Genomic DNA, 18458 nt, shown 5'->3' on the forward strand with positions numbered 1-18458 from the left:
CCCGTTTTAAAGGTTATCGGGTACTTTTTACCGACCAGCTCAGATTGATTTCCTTGCCTGCCGGGACCTCGATGGTCCAGACAATCAGGTCTGGTTGCGGCTTGGTGTGTTTGTGGTCTTCGCCGGTAACAACCCAGTCGGCCGGAACATTTTCACGGATCGTAACGGTTTCGGTGCGTTCACCGCCATTGGTGATCGACCATTCCATGTTGGCGGTGATTTCATCAGGCAGATTTGGGCGTGCCTTGCGATCAAATGCCGTGACCTTGCGCGTACCGGAAATATTGCTGGCCTGGCCAAGGCGTATGGTTGCCTTGCGTCCGACCGGGGTCAAAGACAGATTGTCTTCACCAAGGAAGCCGGTCACACCGCTTTTGGACTGGCCAAAGACGCGCACGGTTCCTGCGGGCCATGGGCTTTTTTCGTCCGGACCACCATCGTTTTCAATTTCGATTTCAAGGTCAGGCCGGACAAATTCAGACACGTCACTTTGTCCGGCATAGTAAAGATTGGCACTGCCGTTAAAGGTGACCTTGCGGGTTGCAGGCAAACTTTGCGATGCGATCAACGGCATCATCACGACATCACCATTGCGCATCGAAAGCCCGTCGAACGGCCCATATAAATGCAGGTTTTCCATGGTTTCGCGATCCGGCGCGCCGCCACCCGGTGCGCTATCTGCCATGGCCGACATCATCATTTCCCCGCGGCCGGCCTTTGCCATCGGGGTGTAGCTGACCCGGTTGGGATCACCGGCGACCAGACGCAGCTGGGCATTGTTGATTGCCGAGCCCGTCTGATTGGTAATGCGTGCCATTGCCGAAAGGTTCAGGACATTTTCCACACTGTCATACTGCCCGACATAGGCCGTCTGCCAGGAAACACCGCCTAAAAGGTAGGCAAGCGAGATGTGATCAAGTGCCGCATCCGAGCCAATGGTGGCTTCGATTGCCGGGCTGGTAGCGAAGTTGCCGGGCAGGTCGGAGATGATGATCTGTTCAACAGGAACCTGTTCAATACCATCAAGGGTCCGAACAAGTGCGCCGCCGTCAATCGATAGCAAAGTGCCCTCAACCAGTTCGTCATCCTTGCGCCGGATGGAAATGGTTTTGCCAACCTGATCTTGCAACAGGCGATACATGGTCGCTGGGCCATTTGCCGTATTGCGTAACGAATGCCAGACAAGATTGGCATCTTTTTGCGCGCCCATCAGGAAGGTCTCGTCCATGATGGTTTGCGGCAAATTTTCGATCCGGAGTGTTTTGACCCCTTTGGGGATCGTGCCGTTACGTTGTTCGGCAATCATGCCAAGATTTCCGGGGTAAACGGTCAGCTGAATTTTACTGCGGCTTTCACCGGAAAGCGTAATGGTTTCTTCGGTCTTTTCGTCACCGGACTGGGCGGATGCCGGTTCGATGACGGGACCTGCAAAAAGGGCCGCGCTAAGAAGCGTGGCCATGGCAAAACGGTTGCGCAATTCTGATGACATCTCGAATCCCTTGTGTCGCTTGGTGCGTATTGTTCTTCAACAAGCTTTACGCGAAAAAGTGGCAGGATCAAGGACGTATCAAGATTATGGAAGGACCGTAATCGCAATTTCGGCCCTTCCGGAACGGTTCGGCATCGACGGGTTATTGACCCAGCGTTTGATGATAGGAATAGGACGCGTCGGGTAACAGATATTGGTATGCCGCCTGCCTGGATGTATCGATGATGATCGGTGCGCGCAGATTGACCGACATGATGGTATCACCGCCATCTTCCGGTTTATGCAGCGTCACAATCAGCAAAACCGCCCCTTCGTCCTTCTTTATGCCATGAACGGTAAAGGCCTGGGCGAGATGTTCGGCTTTGATGCTGTTGCTTTCCATGTTGTAGGGCGCAACGATAAAAGCCAGTTCCTGTTCCGTCAGACTTTGCATGAGGATAAAGGAACCGTTGCTTTCGCCGGGGAAAGAAGCAAGGGCAAAGACGTTGTGATCAGGAAAGCCCTTTAGCCCAGCGGGAAAATAGATGGCTTTGTCCCACAGGAATTCCTTGTCCCCGAACAATGTCCGGATCGTAACAGAAGTCGGCACGCTTTCAGTTCCAGGTGACTGCGGTGTCGTGGAATCCGCCATACCTTCCTCCCGTGTTATGATTGTTTGGCGATCAAGTGGCATCTTGGACCTATTTCACCAGAATTCAAGGCCTTGGCACATCTTGACGGTCGAATTATTCGGTTATATCGGCCGGGGTTGGAAATGAACCGTAACCGCCTGGCTGAAACCTTTGACGTGAATTGCATCCTGTTTGGTAAAGCTGCGCATCAGGATGGATGTGGCTGAGGGTGCCTCGGACCGAAGTTTGTCGGCAAAGCTGTCACTGATAATGATGTCGGTATCAAGGGTTCTGGTCGCACGTTCCAGACGGGCCGCCAGATTGACGCTGGCACCGATAACAGCTGGTGTGACGGCTTCGCCTTCGCCAATATCACCAACAACCGCCGGGCCAAAATTAAGGCCGATACCGATCTGAAGTGGCGTTGTGCTATCTGCTAGATCACCGTTTTGCCAGTCCCGGACATGGCTGACCATGGATTGCGCGGCCGATAACGCGTTTGCCGCCGGACAATTCATATCGTCAAATGCGCCAAAACTGGCCATGACGGCGTCGCCGATATATTTTTCGACAATCCCGCCATAGGCCCCGATTTGTGTCGTCATGATCTGATGGAATTGGTTTAACAGCCGCATCACATCCTGCGGATCGCGTTTTTCGGCATAGCCGGAAAACCCGATGATATCGGCAAACAGGATCACGCATTCCCGTCGTGCGCCAACGCGAACCGGCTCATCGCGATCTGCCAGTTGGTCAGCGAGGGCCGCCGGGAAATATCGTGCCAGATTGCCATGCGCGCGTTCGGCGGCGGCAAACTGATTGATCAGGACGCGTAACCGCGAAACCATCACCGCACAGGCCAGCGTAAACACCACGACAATCACGACCTGCTCGGCCAATGCCGAAATGTCGATAAATTCCGGCAGGGTATAGGTCGTGATGATTTCGTCCTGGGTTGGTGTCCAGTCATCGCCGAAATGCTGCGAAACGATGACACCGGGCCGGGTCATCAGCCAGACAATACTGGTGCTCCATGCGGCGAACAGCCAGAACCCGAACCAGATGATAAGACGCGGTGAAAAGGTCATGATGACCAGTGCCATCATGATCATGGAGAACACAACGCCCCGATCCCGAACGACGAAGCTGTATAGCCATGCGGGATGATCGGCAAATGGGTTCAGCGGGTCTGGAACGACCGACACATAAACGATCAGGGCCGCATCGGCGATTGCCAGAATATAAAGCAACCAGCGCCAGTTGCCGCCGCGAAAGGCGACAAAAAGCTGAACCAGAACACCCGGGATGAACCAGCCCAGAACTTCCAGTAGCGAATACAGCTCACCTGTTGGCGAATCCGGTTTGGAAAACAGCAGCAGGATGAAGGCAAGCATGCATATGCGTAGAAACGCCACAAGGATCAGGCCACGCTTTTCCTCGCGGGCGACCAGTCGATCAAACAGGGAACTGGGAGAAGGATCAGCTTTTGATTGCATCGGCGAGAAGGTTTTTCAGGCCGTCTGTATCGCGGATCACCAAACGCCCGTCACGGCGAGTAATCAGGTCGCGTTTTTCAAGGTCGCGCAGCTTTTTGTTTACCGCTTCGCGTGTCACACCCAGCATAAGGCCCAGTTCCTGTTGCGACAGCGGAAGGGCGATGCGGATGCCTTCCGGGTCGGGACCACCGTGACGTTCAGCCAGCCACAAAAGGCGCTTGACCAGTCGTCCGGTAAGATCAAGGAAATTGGCGTCTTCCAAAAGGTCGCTGACCCAGCGAAGGCGACGGCACAAAAGAGCCGTGATATGACGGCGGAGCGGGGCTTCACGGTCAAAGATTTCAAAGAAATCATCACGTGAAATAAACAAAAGCCGTGTCGGGCCGACAGCACGCGCGGTTGCCGTGCGCGGCTCACCATCCAGAAGCGCGATCTCGCCAAATACCGCACCGGGGGCCAACACGTTCAAAACGATTTCCTTGCCGGTGTCTGAAACGGTCGAAATGCGGATTTTCCCAGCCTCGACCGCGTATAATCCATCGGCAGGCGCGCCTTTTTCAAACAGCAATTCACCATCGTCCATCCGGCGGACACTTGCCTGATTCGAAAGTTGGGCAAGCAGTTCGGGATCGAGATCCTCGAACAGGAAACTGCCCGCAAGAATGCGCGAGGCAATTTTGGCCAGTTGGGGTGTTGCAGTACCGGTAACGCTGTTCACTGAGTTCACTTTTGAAATGGGCGTCGTTTCGATCATCGAATCGATGCATTGCTGGGCCAAAGTAGCATGAAATACCGGCTGCATCGCAAGTGTTTTACAGCAAATTCCATTGTGACGGCAGGGGGATGGCGAAGGAAGAGCATCCAAAAAGTTCGAATTGATCCGTCTTTGTCGTGGAAAGATGGATGGCGTGATGCCGATATTGGTACCGACAGGTGCATAACATCAAACAGGCATCGGCGCGGTTAGGATTTGGGAATGTGGGTTTGCCGAACATGTTCTAAATTATATTGATTCTAGAATATTTGACAAAATCTCCTATATTTTTTAAAGTCTCCCTATTCCGATAAGGGCCGATGCAGAACACCATGAATAATATCGGGCCGGCGGGATTGTTTTCATTCGGGAGGAAAAAAATGAAATTCGTTTCCAAAAGCACGCTGCTGGGCGCTGTTTCGCTTGCTGCTGCTTCTTTCGCCGTACCTGCCCAGGCTGCGGACATCACTTTGAATTTTGCCCATGTTGATCCGGCTGAATGGACGACCTCGAAGAAGGGTGCCGCAACACAGGTCTTTAAAAACATTGTCGAAGCTGAATCGGGTGGCCGCATCGAAGTTCAGCTTTTCCCGGCCGGTTCGCTTGGCGGGGAAACCGACCTGCTGCAGAATACCCAGGATGGCACGCTTGCCATGTCGATGATTTCCGGTCCGTTCTCGAAAGTCTGCCCCGAAGCTTCTGTTCTCGACATCCCTTATATGTTCCCGAATGCGAATGTCGCATGGAAGGTTCTGGATGGCGATTTCGGAAAACAGCTTGCCGAGCATTGCCTTGAAAAAACGGGCTTGCGCACCTTGGCCTATGGCGAAACCGGTTTCCGCAACTTCACCAATTCCAAGCGCGCAATTGCCGAGCCGAAAGACATGGAAGGCCTTAAAATCCGTGTCATGACGGTTCCGCTGTTCGTCGAAATGGTCAAGGCACTTGGGGGTGATCCCACCCCGATCCCGTGGCCCGAAGTGCCGACGGCACTGACAACTGGTACGGTCGATGGTCAGGAAAACCCGATCAGCGTGATCTATGCCAACAAGTTCTACGAAATGCAGAAATACCTGACGCTTGACCGTCACGTATATGGAACCGACTTCATCCTGATCAATGAAAGCGTTTATCAGGGCCTGACCGAAGGCGATCAGGCGCTTCTGCGGCGCGCGGCGGGGATTGCATCGAATGTCGGTCGTGCGGTCCAGCAGTTCAACTCGGCCGAAGGTGTCGCGAAACTTGCTGCCGAAGGGATGGAAGTCACAACCCCGACAGCGGAACAGCTGAAAGCGTTCCGTGATGTGGCCCAGCCAGCAGTTATCAACTGGCTGTCGGGCGAGATCGGTTCTGAATGGATCGAAAAACTGCAATCTGCTGTCGGTGAGGCTGAAGCCTCTATGTAACCGGCATCGGCAGGCCGGGTGCTCAGACCTCCTTTGAGCCCGGCCTGCCCTTTTTGTTCAGTGATCATCGCATCCGCGACAGGCACCAACAATTGTCGCGGTCATGTTGTCGGCTTCCCGTGTTCATCCAGAGGAACTTATGCAACGCGCAGAAAATGCTTTCAGGCATCTGCTTGCCGGGCTTTCGGGATTTAGCATCCTTGTCGTCTTTGGCGTCGTCTTTGCTGGCAGTGTCAGCCGCTATCTGTTTTCCGCGCCTCTGCAATGGAGCGAGGAAGTCGCGAAATATGCGATGATCTATGGCACCATGTTCGGAATGGCCTTTGCCTATCTGCAAGGTACACAGATTACGTTTAGCATATTCATTGATGCCGTTCCTGCCCCGATCCGCCGCAAGCTTGCGTTGGGTGTCGATGTCGCAACGCTGATACTGGGCGGCATTCTGGTCCATGCCGGTTTGATCTTTGCCGCCAAGCGCGGTGGGATTATGGCATCGGGCATCGGAATTCCGATGTATTGGGCGCAAATCGCCATGACGGTTGGCGGGGTCTGCCTTGTCATTGCGGCACTGTTTCGTCTCATTGCTTTCTTCACCCGCAAATCTTCAGGGGGTGAGGAATCATGATCACGGGGCTTGGCCTTTTTGTTCTGCTTGCCATTGGCGCGCCGGTGGCCTTTGCGATTGCGCTGGCGATTGCGATCTACATTGGTGGTGCGACATTCAGCATCGATCTTCTGCCCCAACGCATTTTTGCGGGGCTTGACAGCTTCACCATCCTTGCCATTCCGCTTTTTGTTCTGGCCGGGGAATTGATGAATGCCAGTGGAATCACGTCGCGGGTCATCAATCTTGCCAATGCGCTTGTTGGCCATGCCAAAGCCGGTCTGGCCCAGGTCAATATCTGGTCCTCGGTGATTTTTGCGGGTCTTTCGGGGTCGGCGGTGGCCGATACATCGGCAATCGGGCGTATCTTCATCCCGTCGATGGAAAAAGAAGGTTATCCGCGCGATTTTGCCGCGGCTCTGACGGCGGCATCATCCGTAATCGGTCCGATTATTCCGCCCAGTATTCCTGTGATTATCTATGCGCTGATTACCAGCAATGTGTCCGTTCCGGCGCTGTTTCTGGCCGGGATTGTTCCGGGCATCCTGCTTGCGATTGCGTTGTCGGTTTATGTCCGCATCTTTGCGGCCAATTATGCCACACCGCGTGGCCGGATGAATATGCGCCAAAAGATGCGCGCCCTTTGGGATGGATTGATCCCGCTTTTCATGCCGGTCTTCGTGATCGGATCAATCCTGGCGGGGATCGTGACCCCGACCGAGGCCGCAAGCTTTGCCGTTTTTTATGCACTGGTTGTCGGACTGTTTGTGTTTCGCGAACTCAAACCATCAGACCTGCCGGGTATCTTTGCCAACTCAATGCGTGATTCTTCAAGCATCCTGATCATTATGGGCACGGTCGCCGCGGCGAACTGGTTCATGACCTTTGCCGGGATTCCGCAGGCGGTCAGTTCGTTTGTGCTAGGCTATGTAGATAGCCCGACAATGTTCCTGATCCTGATCAACATCATGTTGCTTGGTGTCGGTCTGGTGCTTGAAGGCATTGCCGCAATGCTGGTTCTGGTGCCGATCCTGCATCCGATTGCGATCAGCCTTGGTATTGATCCGACCCATTTCGGCATTGTCGTGATCTTCAACCTGATGATCGGGCTGATCACACCACCAATGGGGCTTTGCCTGTTTGTTGCGGATGCCATCGCCAATGTTGGTATGGCCCGGATGATCAAATCGATCATGCCGTTGTTCCTGGTAGAACTGGCGGTTTTGATCCTGATCACTTTTGTGCCGCAACTTGTCACTTTCATGCCCAACCTGTTCGGATTTTAGGATTTCGCCCCATGTTGAAACTTGGTCTTATCGGTAAAGGCATATCACGCAGCCAATCGGCCAGACTGCATGTCTTGCTTGGCCGGATGTGCGGAATTGATGTGACCTATGACTATCTCGACAGTGAAAAGATCGCCGATTTCGATCTGATCGGGCAACTTGCAGCCTGTGCCAAGGCTGGTTATGCCGGGGTGAATGTTACCCATCCCTACAAAACCGAGGCCCGCAAGCTGATCCAGCGTCGCAAACGTCTTCCCGAAGCCCTTGGTGCGGTGAATACGGTGGTGTTCCGCGAAGATGGCTGGCGCGGGGACAATACCGACTATGTCGGGTTCATGCGCGGTTATCGCGGGCAGTTTGGCGATCAGGCACCGGGAACGGTTCTTCAGATGGGGGCGGGCGGTGTTGGCCTTGCCACGGCATTCGGGTTGCACGGGCTTGGTGCGGAACGCATCCTTATCCATGATAAGGATGCCGATCGTGGCCATACGCTGGTTGCGACCCTGAAGGCGGGCGGGGCCAACGTTGCCTTTGTTACCGAACCTGAACTTTCCGATGCGATCCGCGATGCTGATGGTTTGATCAATTGTACCCCGGTTGGCATGAACCAGTATCCGGGCAGTCCGATTGATGCTGCTTTGCTGGGCGGACAGAAATGGGCGTTTGACGCGGTTTATACTCCGGTTGAAACCGCGTTTCTTCATTCCGCGCGAAAGGCCGGGCTTTCGGTCATGACCGGCTTTGAACTGTTCTTTTTTCAGGGTATTGAAGCGTTCGAGGTTTTCAGCGGGGCGCAGATCGACGGGGATGCCGCCCGGATCGAATATTTCAATGCCTATCCCGAGGCATTGACGGGGTAAGGGGATAGTCCATGAGCAGCAGCACAGTTGCCGAGACCGTTTATAACGAAATCCGCGATGACATCCTTTATGGCGAACTCCAGCCCGGTGTGAAGCTGAAGCTTGATGCGTTGCGGGATCGTTATAATGCCGGTGTCAACACGCTCCGCGAGGTGCTGAACCGTCTTGTTGCGTCGGGTTTTGTTTTTGTCGAAGGGCAGAAAGGTTTTCGGGTTGTCGAAACGTCGCCCTCGAATTTCAAGGAACTGACCGCGATGCGGTTGCTGCTTGAAACCAACGGGCTTGCGAAATCGATTGATGCCGGGGATGTTGAGTGGGAAGGCCGTGTTGCCGCCGCCCATCACAAGCTTTCGGCCATTGAAAAACGGATGCTGACCGAGGACAGCCGTGAACTGACCGTCCGCTGGAGCCAGTATGACCGCGAATTTCATCAGGCGCTGATCTCGGCCTGCGGATCAGATCTGCATATGCGCATGCATCGTGAAATCTTTGACCAGTTCCGCCGCTATGTGGTGATCGAGCTGAAAACGCATGGTTTCCGTGCCGAAGACATCATTGATGAACATCGTAGCATTTGCGATTTGGCGCTGGCGCGCGACAAGAATGCCGCACTGGCAAAACTGACCGACCACATTGAAACCTATCGGCGTCGTTCGCAGGACTGATCGAACCGATCCTGCCGGGCAACGTGCCCGGAAGTCCTTCCGCGCGACGGTGCCGATGCGCCACACGACCATCCCGGAGGGATAAAATGCTGACTTCCATCGCGACCGTATCGCTATCGGGCGATCTTCAGGAAAAACTTGATGCCATTGCCGCTGCTGGTTTTGACGGTGTCGAGATTTTTGAAAATGACCTTCTGACCTTTGATGGCTCCCCCGAAGATGTCGGCAAGACCATCCGTGACCTTGGTTTGAAACTGGTCACCTTCCAGCCGTTCCGCGATTTTGAAGGCATGCCCGAACCCCAGCGCACCCGCGCGTTTGAACGTGCCGAACGCAAGTTCGATCTGATGGAAGAACTGGGTACCGATCTTTTGATGGTTTGCTCGAACGTCTCGCCGCATTCGCTGGGCGGGCTTGATCGTGCGGCAAAAGATCTGGCCGAGCTTGGTGATCGTGCGGCAAAACGTGGTATTCGGATTGCGTTCGAAGCCCTGTCATGGGGCAAGCATATCAGCGACTATCGCGATAGCTGGGAAGTGGTGCGGCGCGCCAATCACCCTAATGTTGGTCTGGTGCTTGATACCTTCCACATTATGGCGCGCAAGGTGCCACTTGATGCGATTGCATCGATCCCCGGCGACAGGATCTTTCTTGTGCAGGTCGCCGATGCGCCGATCCTTGAAATGGACCCGCTTTCATGGAGCCGCCATTTCAGGTGCTTTCCGGGGCAGGGCGATTTTCCCCTTGATGAATTCATGCGCAATCTGGCCCGGACCGGGTATGACGGGCCGCTATCACTTGAAATCTTCAATGACCAGTTCCGCTCAAGCTCGACCAAAAACGTTGCCAAGGATGGGTTGCGTTCGCTGATTTATCTGGGGGATGGCATTGAGGGTGTAAAAGTTGGGGAAAAGGCGGTTGCCCTGCCGCCAAAGGCGCATGCCCGCAATGTCGAGTTTGTTGAATTCGCGGTCGAAGAAGAAAACGCCGAAAAGCTTGCCGCCCTGTTTGCCGGGCTTGGATTTGAAAAACGCGGCAGCCATAAATCCAAGGCCGTCACATGGTGGAAGCAGGGCAATATCAACCTTGTGATCAATTGCGACAAGGATGGTTTCGCGCATTCCTATAACATCGTGCATGGCCCGTCGGTTTGTGCGGTGGGGCTTAAGGTCGATGATGCAAACGCATCGCTTAAACGCGCGCAATCCCTTTTGGCATCACCCTTTGTCCAGTCCGTTGGCCCGGGCGAGATCGAAATGCCCGCCATCCGCGGTGTGGGTGGCAGTCTGGTCTATTTCCTTGATGATCAAAGCGAACTGGCGCGCATCTGGGATGTCGAGTTCGAAGCATCGAAAACTGCCGACAAACCGGCAAATGACGCCAGCCTGAAGGCAGTCGATCATGTGTCCTATTCGATGCAGTACGAGGAAATGCTGACCTGGGTGCTGTATTTCACCTCGATCTTCGATCTTGGTAAAATGCCAACGGTCGATGTGCCCGATCCCGGCGGGCTTGTGCAAAGTCAGGTGGTTCAGGGTGAGGATGGTGGGGTGCGGCTGATCCTGAACGGATCGCAAAGCCCCCATACCCAGCATTCACAATTCCTAAGCGAATTCTTCGGAAGCGGCGTGCAACATATCGCACTTTCAAGTGGCGATATTTTTGCCAGTGCCGATTTTTGCCGGAAAAATGGTGTTGAATTTCTGCCAATCCCGGAAAATTACTATGATGACATCGAGGCGCGCTTTGGACTTGATCCCGATCTTCTGGATCGACTGAAGGCCGCCAACATCCTTTATGATCGTGATGATGACGGCGAGTATTTTCAGGTCTATACCAAGACCTTCGCCAACCGGTTCTTTTTTGAACTGGTCGAACGTCGCGATTATCGCGGGTTTGGTGCGGCCAATGCACCCATCCGGCTGGCATCGCAAACCCGTATGAACCGGCGCAGTCAGACGTCGAAATAAGCAAACCATTTCAGGGGATCAGGAAACCATGAGCGTTTCGGAAATTCTTGTCATTAACGGCCCGAACCTTAACCTTCTGGGGCAGCGGCAGCCGGAAATCTACGGCTATGACACTTTGGCAAGTATCGCGGATAAATGCGCGTCCCTTGCCGAAACGCTGGGGGTTTCCGTCCGGTTTGAACAGTCAAACCACGAAGGCAGCATTGTCGATTTCATCCATGATGCACGGCAAAAATCGGCGGCGATCATCATCAATGCCGGGGCCTATACCCATACATCAGCCGCCATTCATGACGCGCTGAAAACATTCGATGGCTATATCATCGAACTGCATATCTCCAACCCGCATGCCCGCGAAGAATTCCGCCACCACAGCTGGATCAGCCCGGTTGCCAATGCCGTGATGGCAGGTGCCGGTGCTTATGGCTATGAACTGGCAACGCGTCTTGCCGCGGAAAAGATTGCGCAGACCAAATAGGGTGATGGTGCCCCGGTCCGAAACAACAAAGGCAGCATTGAATGCTGCCTCGGACTGCTGAACAGCTCACAGATAACATTCCTTCAAGACACAATTCCCGCAAAGCCTGCCCCCGTGAAAGCGGGGGCGGCAATCCCGTCTCCTGCAACAGGGTATGGATTCCGGGTTTGCGCTCTGCTCCGCCCGGAATGACGGTTTTGATCCATCGCCAAACCAATCGCGCCAGCCAACCAACCCCGGACCGCTGACAAAGCCCTCCCAACCAGATCGTCATTCCCGCGACGGCGGGAATCCAGTCTCTTTCAACGGGGCATGGATTCCGGGTCTGCGCTGCGCTTCGCCCGGAATGACGGTTTTGGTCAATCGCCAAACCAATCCCGCCAGCCAACCAACCCCTCTGCCCCCGGCATCGCCAAACGCCACCGACCGGACGGCCCACGCCCCGGACGGCCCCCGCTGCCCCGAACGACGCTCGCTCTCGGTTGCCCCAAAACGCACCTCACCCCAAGGGCAACAACGTTGCCGAATGGCAGGCACACAAATCCCGCCATCGATGACCCACGTTTCGGCATCTCCGAACGCACCACCAGCCCGCTGGCAACCGATCCTGCCAGCCGCTCCCCGCCAGCCAATCCCGGCAACCCGGCCGCCGATCCCGTGCTGATCCAATCCGGGCGCAATTCGGGCCCGCTGATTCTCGGCATTGTCACGCTTCACCGACCGGACTGGACTGAACGGACCGGACGAACTTCACCTCGCCCCGGCTATCCCAGCCCCGAACAAACGCCCTTGCCCCAAGGACACATTTCTCCCGTCATGATAAACACCCGTTTTTCGCAAATTTCGCGTGGCCTTACGGCAAGAACACACCACCGCCGTAATGGCTTTTCCATGCGCCATTGACGTCCCTTTGACGACGTCGCCCCCGCCATGTCATCCCGTCAGATCGCTGCCCTGTCATCGTCTCATTCCTGTTTTTGCCGCCCGAAACGCAAAAAACCCGCAAAAGCGAATCACGCTTTGCGGGTTTTGTCTCCGGACCCATTTGTCCTGTTGACTTTATCTTTATGCCACAACCGAAAGAACAAATCAAGAACTTTTTTCAAAAAAAACGGAAAAAGTTCCCGGCCGATGCTCTGCGTGACCAAAAAGATATATTTATCAATATACTAGGCAGAATTGAATGCTGCCTTCTGTTTTCATGAACGGTCTGCGATCAAACTGCGCTGCGTGATCGAAGGGCTGCGGCCAGCGTGCCCTCATCAAGATAATCAAGTTCGCCGCCAACCGGGACCCCGTGCGCCAGGCGTGTGACCTTGACCCCGGTTTCGATCAGGCGTTCGGTAATGTAATGTGCGGTGGTCTGGCCATCGACCGTGGCATTGGTCGCAAGGATAACTTCCGTCACAGCCTCGTCACGTGCCCGTTCGATCAGCTGGTCGATACGCAAATCATCCGGCCCGACCCCGTCAAGCGGCGACAATGTCCCGCCCAGAACATGATATTGCCCCTTGAACGCCCCGGCGCGTTCCAGCGCCCAAAGATCCTGAACTTCCTCGACCACGCAAATTGCATCGCGGGTGCGATTGCGGTCGGCACAGATGTGGCACGGATCGACAACATCAATATTGCCGCAAATGCCGCAATTGGTCATGGCATTGGCGGTTTCTTCCAGCGCGTGGGACAACGGGATCATCAGGGTTTCGGGCTTTTTCAGCATCTGCAGAACCGCGCGTCGTGCTGACCGCGGGCCAAGCCCCGGCAGGCGTGACAGAAGCTTGATCAGATTTTCGATTTCCCGTCCGTTCATGATGGTCCCGTCTTGCGGTTGATCTTGTGATGACTGTTTCTGATAGCTTGTATCAAAAACAAAGGGCGGCGCAATGCCACCCTTTGATTTATGCGGCATGACCGCAATTTGATACCGGTTTTGCCGATCAGAACGGAAGTTTGAAACCTTCCGGCAGGTTGAGCCCACCGGTGACGTCCTTCATCTTGTCCTGAACAGCGGCTTCGACCTTGACCTTGGCGTCGTTATAGGCCGCAACGATCAGGTCTTCGAGGACTTCGGTATCCTCGGGATCGACAATGCTTTTGTCGAGTTTCAGGCCGCGCATCTCGCCCTTGCCGTTCAGCATGACCTTGACCATGCCAGCCCCGGACTGGCCTTCGATTTCAAGTGCAACAAGTCCTTCCTGCATTTCCTGCATTTTGGACTGCATCTGCTGGGCCTGTTTCAGCATCCCTGCAAGGTTCTTCATAGCTCGTCGTCTCCTTCGAGATAAAATGCATCATCGTAAACGGAACCGCTGTCATCCTGCTCGCCCTCGGTTTCTTCCTGTCCCGGTGGCAGATGGACGGCAACGATTTTTGCCTTGGGTAATCCGTCAAGGATCGCCTTGACCAGCGGATCAAGTGATGCATCCGCCTTGCGCTGTTCAAGTTCCTCGAGTTCCTGTTCCTTAAGGGTCGGCGCACCTTCTTCGCGTTCCGAAACACTGACCAGCCAGCGATGACCGGTCAGATTGTTCAGGGTTTTGATAAGTTGGCTCGACAAATCCGCACGTGCCCCGCGCGCCGGACGGAATTCAATGCGACCCGGTTCGTATTTCACCAGATGCATATAGTTTTTAAGCTGGATCGCAAGTGCGGTTGTTTCCCGCTCTTTCGACAGCAATTCGGCGACTTCGGCAAAGGTTTCGGGCAGCTTGGCATAAACCTGCTGCGGGGCCTGTTCGGGCTCACCCAGCGGATCAGGGCGCGCATGGGCAACCGCCGCCCCGCCCCCATTAACCACCTGCATGCGCGGACCCGGTCCGCCGCCACCATTTCCGCCACCGCCTTGCGGGGCATTGCCGGATTTGTTCAGATCATTGCGCAGTTTCTTGATCAGGTCGCCGGGCGGTGGCATTTCGGCGGCATAAGCCAGCCGGATCAGGATCATTTCGGCGGCCTGGATCGGGCTTGGTGCAATGCGGGTTTCTTCAAGCCCTTTAAGCAGCATCTGCCATGCACGGGTGAGCTGCGGCATGGCAAGCTTGGCGGCAATTTCCTTGCCGCGGTCGCGCTCGATCTGCGACACGCCCGGATCATTTGCCGCCTCGGGCGACAGTTTCACACGCGTCAGCCAGTGGGTCAGGTCAAGCATATCCTGCAGCATCACCGCCGGATCACCGCCCAGTGCATATTGCGCCCCCAGCAATTCCAGCGCTTCGTTGATTTCGCCCTTCATGGTCCGGTCAAACAGATCGAAAATCCGCGACCGGTCTGACAGGCCCAGCATATCGCGGACCTGCTGGGTGGTGACTTTGCCCGCACCATGCGAAATCGCCTGATCCAGAAGGCTCATGCCGTCACGAACCGATCCGTCAGCCGCACGCGCGATCAGGGCAAGCGCCTCGTCCTCGATATCGGCATGTTCAAGGGTTGCGATGCGTTTGTAATGGGCGGCCAGTTCATCGGTCTGAACCCGGCGCAAATCAAAACGCTGGCAACGCGAAAGAACCGTAATTGGAATTTTGCGGATTTCTGTGGTCGCAAAGATGAATTTCACATGCTCTGGCGGTTCTTCCAGCGTTTTCAAAAGCGCGTTGAATGCACTTTTCGACAGCATGTGCACTTCGTCGATGATGTAAATCTTGTAGCGTGCCGATGTCGGTCGATACCGAACGCCTTCGATCAGTTCGCGAATATCGTCAACACCCGTGCGTGACGCGGCATCCATTTCCAGAACGTCGACATGACGGTCTTCGGCAATCGCGCGGCAATGCTCGCAAACACCGCATGGCTCGATGGTGGCATTGCCTTTGCCATCCGGTCCGATGCAGTTCAGCGCGCGCGCAATGATGCGGGCGGTCGTGGTTTTACCGATCCCGCGCACCCCGGTCAGAACAAAGGCATGCGCCAGTCGGCCACTTTCAAGCGCATTCGACAGCGTCTTGACCATCGGCCCGTGGCCGATCAGCTCGTCAAAGGTTTTCGGGCGATATTTACGGGCAAGAACCTGATATTCGCTTTTGGGCGCTTCTTCGGCCTTTGGCGCAGTCACAGATGCAGGTGCCGCCGCGGCGGGTTCCTGTTCCATATCAAGCTCTGGCGCCTCAGCCTCGGGCGTTTCTGGTGCTGACGTTTCGGCGTTGTCGATCTGATCCGTCATTCATCCGGTCCGGCATGTTTCAATGTGCTTTGGTTTTAGCAGCTTCGCCCCCGCATGGGAAAGACCAAGTGGGAAATTTCCCACACAAAATTCCATAGCAGGCATGATGCTGCAAAGCATGGCGGAAACAGGTGATTTTTGGGGGGATATAAAGGGTGAGAGACTGAACCGCGACCCGGAAAAACTCGTTACGGCTGCTACCTTCCGGTCCTGACCGGGTTGGCGAGCGGTCCGTCCACGGCCAGCCTCTCGCCCCCTATATCGCGCAAGGAACCATAAAACGCAAGGCCCGGCTTTGATTTTTTGATAAATCGCATGATCGTGGCTTTGACGGCGGGTTTGGTCGCGCTAATGTCGGTGCCCGTCACCTGAATATGCTGACCCACCATATTGAATTACGGGACTCGATCCCGTCTCTGGTGGATCCAACCAAGGAATTGCCCCGAAATGGACAGGCTGTTTTACGAAGCAACAGATCTGGATCGCGATGCCCAGTTGCGCACCCGGGAAAACTGGCGCGAGTTGTTGCTGGCCGAGAAAAACGTCAAAATCCTGATCTGTCATGGTGGTGATCCGCTTTTTGCCTGGCCCGAAGACATGAACGAACATGAACTGGTCGTTGTGGGCGGCCCGGCATTGCCGCATCTTGATCTCGAAATCGAACGGGCAAACTGGATCTATATCGGTCGACAGGGCGGCGAGGCGGTCATTGCGATTGATATCGAACCGGTTATTTCCGACCGTGATGATGCCATCCGTCGGCTGGGGGGCGGTTTTGGCGATATGCGAAGCCGCATGGCAGCCCTTTCCGAAGACGAGGCCGCCCTGGCGGCCCAGGCCCGTGCCATTTTCAACTGGCACCACAAGCACCGTTTTTGTGGTGTTTGTGGTCACCCCAACCATGTGATGGAAGCCGGTTACCGTCTGCAATGCAGTAATCCGGTATGTGGCACACCGCATTTCCCGCGGACTGATCCTGCGGTCATCATGCTGATCCATCACAATGATCATGTGTTGCTGGCGCGCTCACCACAGTTTCTTCCAGGGACCGTTTCCGTGCTTGCCGGGTTTGTCGAGCCGGGCGAAACCCTCGAACAGGCGGTTGCGCGCGAAGTATTCGAAGAGGTCGGCATTCGGGTAAAACGCGCACGCTATATTGCCTCCCAGCCATGGCCTTTCCCCGGTTCATTGATGCTGGGTTTCGTCGCCGAGGCAGAAACGACCGACATCGTCATTGATGAAAAGGAAATTGAATTTGCGATGTGGGTGCATCGCGACGATGTTGCCGGGCTCCCCGAAAAGGGCATCAACCTTCCCCGTCCGATTTCAATTGCACGCTACCTTCTGGAAAATTGGCGCGAAGGCCGCATATAGAAGGGATCAGCGTCATATCCTGATGCAAAATCCGGGGCCGACGCGCATTGGCGATCTAAAGTGTGCGAAAAGGGAGAGTCTTCTGATGCAGGGGATATCTCGTTGGTTTTGTCATATGTCGAGCGTACTGGTTTGTTGGGTGGTTGCCACAGTGGCCAATGCTGACACCAAGAACGCGATACCTGTTAAGGTTGGTGCCTATGAATATGGCGTCGTCTATTTTTTTGAAAATGATAAACCTTCAGGTTTCACCCCGGAATTGATTGCAGACCTCAATGCCATCCAATCGAAATACTTTTTCGAGTTGGTCGAAACATCGTCACGTCGTCGCTACAACGATCTTGCGATGGGGGGCTTCGATCTCATTTTGATGGAAAGTCCCGACTGGGATTGGAGAGATCAGGATGTTCTGTTTTCTGATCCCATTGTTGTCGAATATGATTTATTCATTGCCCGCAAGGAGGACGTTCCGGGGCCAGGTTGGTTCGACGATATAACCCGACATGAGCTTCTTTGCGTACTGGGGTTCCACTATAAATTTGCCTCTTTCAACGCCAATCCTGAGTATTTGCAAGATCATTTCGGTGTTTTGTTCCACTATGACGAACAACAATTGTTCGACCATTTGTTGGACGGAGAAGGTGACGTTGGCATTGTTTCAGCAGGATTTCTGGCAAGAGCCTATGCAAAAAATCCGGAACTGAGTCAGAGAGTATTTATTGGACCAAGCCCTGATTTCAGCTACGAGCTGGTTGCGGTTATTTCAAAACAGTCGGCGATATCGCTGGCTGAGTTCAATGATTTAATCCGGATAGTGAAAAGGGAAGGAAATATCGCGCAGGAATGGCGCGATATGCACGGAAATTTGCCAACAGGTTAAGCTTTTGGCCTCAATTGCCGTCAGTCTAGTGGCGGGATTCGGGCAATCACATTGCGACGCAGACTTTCAGGGCGTTCACGCCACGGCACAATGCCGTCATCGGTTTCCGCGTATTTTGTGGCAAGTTCCTGCAGATCAGCGATCATGTTTTCCGGATCAATATTTCCGTAAACATAACCCCATTTTCCCTTGCCATTCAGCGCAACCGAACAGCCCGACTTGCAATTGGTCAGGCATTCAACTGCCCTGATTTCAAACGGTATGTCCAGCGTCGCCCCGTTTTCGACCATTTTATCAAACAGTATCCGACCGTGACGTGGCTCCGTTGCCCCTTCGGTCGAGGATGCGGTGCAGGTCGTGCAGATATTCAGGCGGGCCTTTGGGGACATGGTATCCGTCATGATTATGGTGTTTGCGGGGGCGCATAAA

Annotated in this window: 18 protein-coding genes and 1 other RNA gene; 9 read left to right on the forward strand and 10 right to left on the reverse strand. The window is 54.7% G+C overall.

Annotated elements, in window-relative coordinates; translation table 11 throughout:
- Positions 1-13 precede the first annotated feature (13 nt).
- The 4 genes from IT971_RS00350 to IT971_RS00365 all read right to left on the reverse strand — a co-directional run bounded on the left by IT971_RS00350 (position 14) and on the right by IT971_RS00365 (position 4314).
- Positions 14-1489 carry a DUF4139 domain-containing protein gene (locus tag IT971_RS00350; RefSeq protein ID WP_063092135.1) on the reverse strand — a complete coding sequence of 492 codons (1476 nt, stop codon included), beginning with the start codon at positions 1487-1489 and terminating at the stop codon, positions 14-16.
- Between the two features lie 142 nt (positions 1490-1631).
- A complete protein-coding gene (gene fliW / locus IT971_RS00355) occupies positions 1632-2120 on the reverse strand; it encodes a flagellar assembly protein FliW (RefSeq protein ID WP_063092136.1) in 489 nt (162 codons plus the stop codon).
- 102 nt (positions 2121-2222) lie between these two features.
- A complete protein-coding gene (locus tag IT971_RS00360) occupies positions 2223-3596 on the reverse strand; it encodes an adenylate/guanylate cyclase domain-containing protein (protein ID WP_063092137.1) in 1374 nt (457 codons plus the stop codon).
- Positions 3580-4314 carry a Crp/Fnr family transcriptional regulator gene (locus IT971_RS00365; RefSeq protein WP_110252833.1) on the reverse strand — a complete coding sequence of 245 codons (735 nt, stop codon included), beginning with the start codon at positions 4312-4314 and terminating at the stop codon, positions 3580-3582. The genes IT971_RS00360 and IT971_RS00365 overlap by 17 nt, the downstream gene beginning before the upstream one ends.
- Positions 4315-4730: 416 nt before the next feature.
- Here IT971_RS00365 and IT971_RS00370 point away from each other — a divergent pair, with 416 nt between their 5' ends.
- The 7 genes from IT971_RS00370 (at position 4731) to IT971_RS00400 (ending at position 11619) form a co-directional block, all read left to right on the forward strand.
- Positions 4731-5756: a DctP family TRAP transporter solute-binding subunit gene (locus tag IT971_RS00370; RefSeq protein ID WP_007088248.1), complete on the forward strand. Its 1026-nt coding sequence runs from the start codon at positions 4731-4733 to the stop codon at positions 5754-5756.
- A gap of 139 nt (positions 5757-5895) precedes the next feature.
- Positions 5896-6381 (forward strand): TRAP transporter small permease, encoded by a 486-nt coding sequence (locus IT971_RS00375; RefSeq protein WP_037989435.1) that lies wholly within the window; start codon positions 5896-5898, stop codon positions 6379-6381.
- Entirely contained in the window at positions 6378-7646 is a 1269-nt protein-coding gene (locus IT971_RS00380) for a TRAP transporter large permease (protein WP_065701884.1), read from the forward strand. Before IT971_RS00375 ends, IT971_RS00380 begins: the two co-directional genes overlap by 4 nt.
- Positions 7647-7657: 11 nt before the next feature.
- Positions 7658-8506, forward strand: a complete 849-nt coding sequence (locus IT971_RS00385) for a shikimate dehydrogenase (RefSeq protein WP_063092139.1) — start codon at positions 7658-7660, stop codon at positions 8504-8506.
- A gap of 11 nt (positions 8507-8517) precedes the next feature.
- A complete protein-coding gene (locus IT971_RS00390; RefSeq protein WP_063092140.1) occupies positions 8518-9171 on the forward strand; it encodes a GntR family transcriptional regulator in 654 nt (217 codons plus the stop codon).
- A gap of 86 nt (positions 9172-9257) precedes the next feature.
- Positions 9258-11141 (forward strand): bifunctional sugar phosphate isomerase/epimerase/4-hydroxyphenylpyruvate dioxygenase family protein, encoded by a 1884-nt coding sequence (locus IT971_RS00395; protein WP_063092141.1) that lies wholly within the window; start codon positions 9258-9260, stop codon positions 11139-11141.
- Positions 11142-11169: 28 nt separating this feature from the next.
- Complete coding sequence (locus tag IT971_RS00400) at positions 11170-11619, forward strand: type II 3-dehydroquinate dehydratase (RefSeq protein WP_007088242.1); 450 nt, start codon at positions 11170-11172, stop codon at positions 11617-11619.
- 359 nt (positions 11620-11978) lie between these two features.
- Here the strand turns inward: IT971_RS00400 and IT971_RS00405 are convergent, their stop codons facing one another.
- From IT971_RS00405 to ffs, 5 genes are all read right to left on the reverse strand, one after another.
- A complete protein-coding gene (locus IT971_RS00405; RefSeq protein ID WP_139189996.1) occupies positions 11979-12323 on the reverse strand; it encodes a hypothetical protein in 345 nt (114 codons plus the stop codon).
- Between the two features lie 512 nt (positions 12324-12835).
- A complete protein-coding gene (gene recR, locus IT971_RS00410; RefSeq protein WP_063093261.1) occupies positions 12836-13429 on the reverse strand; it encodes a recombination mediator RecR in 594 nt (197 codons plus the stop codon).
- Positions 13430-13556: 127 nt separating this feature from the next.
- Complete coding sequence (locus tag IT971_RS00415; RefSeq protein WP_007091823.1) at positions 13557-13880, reverse strand: YbaB/EbfC family nucleoid-associated protein; 324 nt, start codon at positions 13878-13880, stop codon at positions 13557-13559.
- On the reverse strand, positions 13877-15775 hold the full coding sequence (locus IT971_RS00420; protein WP_063093258.1) for a DNA polymerase III subunit gamma/tau: 1899 nt from the start codon (positions 15773-15775) through the stop codon (positions 13877-13879). The genes IT971_RS00415 and IT971_RS00420 overlap by 4 nt, the downstream gene beginning before the upstream one ends.
- A 155-nt stretch (positions 15776-15930) precedes the next feature.
- Positions 15931-16025: signal recognition particle sRNA small type (ffs, locus tag IT971_RS00425), an RNA gene on the reverse strand.
- Between the two features lie 197 nt (positions 16026-16222).
- Between ffs and nudC the strand changes: the two genes are divergently transcribed.
- Positions 16223-17149, forward strand: a complete 927-nt coding sequence (gene nudC, locus IT971_RS00430) for an NAD(+) diphosphatase (protein WP_063093257.1) — start codon at positions 16223-16225, stop codon at positions 17147-17149.
- A gap of 85 nt (positions 17150-17234) precedes the next feature.
- A complete protein-coding gene (locus tag IT971_RS00435) occupies positions 17235-18029 on the forward strand; it encodes an ABC transporter substrate-binding protein (RefSeq protein WP_158526697.1) in 795 nt (264 codons plus the stop codon).
- 20 nt (positions 18030-18049) lie between these two features.
- On the opposite strand, the gene IT971_RS00440 is transcribed toward IT971_RS00435, so the two are convergent.
- Positions 18050-18430, reverse strand: coding sequence for a DUF1636 domain-containing protein (locus IT971_RS00440; protein WP_065701888.1), 381 nt, complete (start codon positions 18428-18430; stop codon positions 18050-18052).
- Between the last annotated feature and the right edge of the window lie 28 nt (positions 18431-18458).

Source organism: Thalassospira sp. B30-1 (assembly GCF_015767575.1).
Lineage (GTDB): Bacteria > Pseudomonadota > Alphaproteobacteria > Rhodospirillales > Thalassospiraceae > Thalassospira > Thalassospira xiamenensis.

What these genes read in the sequence shown, in the direction of transcription:
- nudC (WP_063093257.1), top strand. Translation starts at nt 16,223, where the DNA reads ATGGACAGGCTGTTTTACGAAGCAACAGATCTGGATCGCGATGCCCAG.
- IT971_RS00415 (WP_007091823.1), bottom strand. Translation starts at nt 13,880, where the DNA reads ATGAAGAACCTTGCAGGGATGCTGAAACAGGCCCAGCAGATGCAGTCC.
- fliW (WP_063092136.1), bottom strand. Translation starts at nt 2,120, where the DNA reads ATGGCGGATTCCACGACACCGCAGTCACCTGGAACTGAAAGCGTGCCG.
- recR (WP_063093261.1), bottom strand. Translation starts at nt 13,429, where the DNA reads ATGAACGGACGGGAAATCGAAAATCTGATCAAGCTTCTGTCACGCCTG.
- IT971_RS00440 (WP_065701888.1), bottom strand. Translation starts at nt 18,430, where the DNA reads ATGACGGATACCATGTCCCCAAAGGCCCGCCTGAATATCTGCACGACC.
- IT971_RS00395 (WP_063092141.1), top strand. Translation starts at nt 9,258, where the DNA reads ATGCTGACTTCCATCGCGACCGTATCGCTATCGGGCGATCTTCAGGAA.
- IT971_RS00350 (WP_063092135.1), bottom strand. Translation starts at nt 1,489, where the DNA reads ATGTCATCAGAATTGCGCAACCGTTTTGCCATGGCCACGCTTCTTAGC.
- IT971_RS00370 (WP_007088248.1), top strand. Translation starts at nt 4,731, where the DNA reads ATGAAATTCGTTTCCAAAAGCACGCTGCTGGGCGCTGTTTCGCTTGCT.
- IT971_RS00385 (WP_063092139.1), top strand. Translation starts at nt 7,658, where the DNA reads ATGTTGAAACTTGGTCTTATCGGTAAAGGCATATCACGCAGCCAATCG.
- IT971_RS00375 (WP_037989435.1), top strand. Translation starts at nt 5,896, where the DNA reads ATGCAACGCGCAGAAAATGCTTTCAGGCATCTGCTTGCCGGGCTTTCG.
- IT971_RS00400 (WP_007088242.1), top strand. Translation starts at nt 11,170, where the DNA reads ATGAGCGTTTCGGAAATTCTTGTCATTAACGGCCCGAACCTTAACCTT.
- IT971_RS00390 (WP_063092140.1), top strand. Translation starts at nt 8,518, where the DNA reads ATGAGCAGCAGCACAGTTGCCGAGACCGTTTATAACGAAATCCGCGAT.
- IT971_RS00420 (WP_063093258.1), bottom strand. Translation starts at nt 15,775, where the DNA reads ATGACGGATCAGATCGACAACGCCGAAACGTCAGCACCAGAAACGCCC.
- IT971_RS00360 (WP_063092137.1), bottom strand. Translation starts at nt 3,596, where the DNA reads ATGCAATCAAAAGCTGATCCTTCTCCCAGTTCCCTGTTTGATCGACTG.
- IT971_RS00435 (WP_158526697.1), top strand. Translation starts at nt 17,235, where the DNA reads ATGCAGGGGATATCTCGTTGGTTTTGTCATATGTCGAGCGTACTGGTT.
- IT971_RS00405 (WP_139189996.1), bottom strand. Translation starts at nt 12,323, where the DNA reads ATGCCGAGAATCAGCGGGCCCGAATTGCGCCCGGATTGGATCAGCACG.
- IT971_RS00380 (WP_065701884.1), top strand. Translation starts at nt 6,378, where the DNA reads ATGATCACGGGGCTTGGCCTTTTTGTTCTGCTTGCCATTGGCGCGCCG.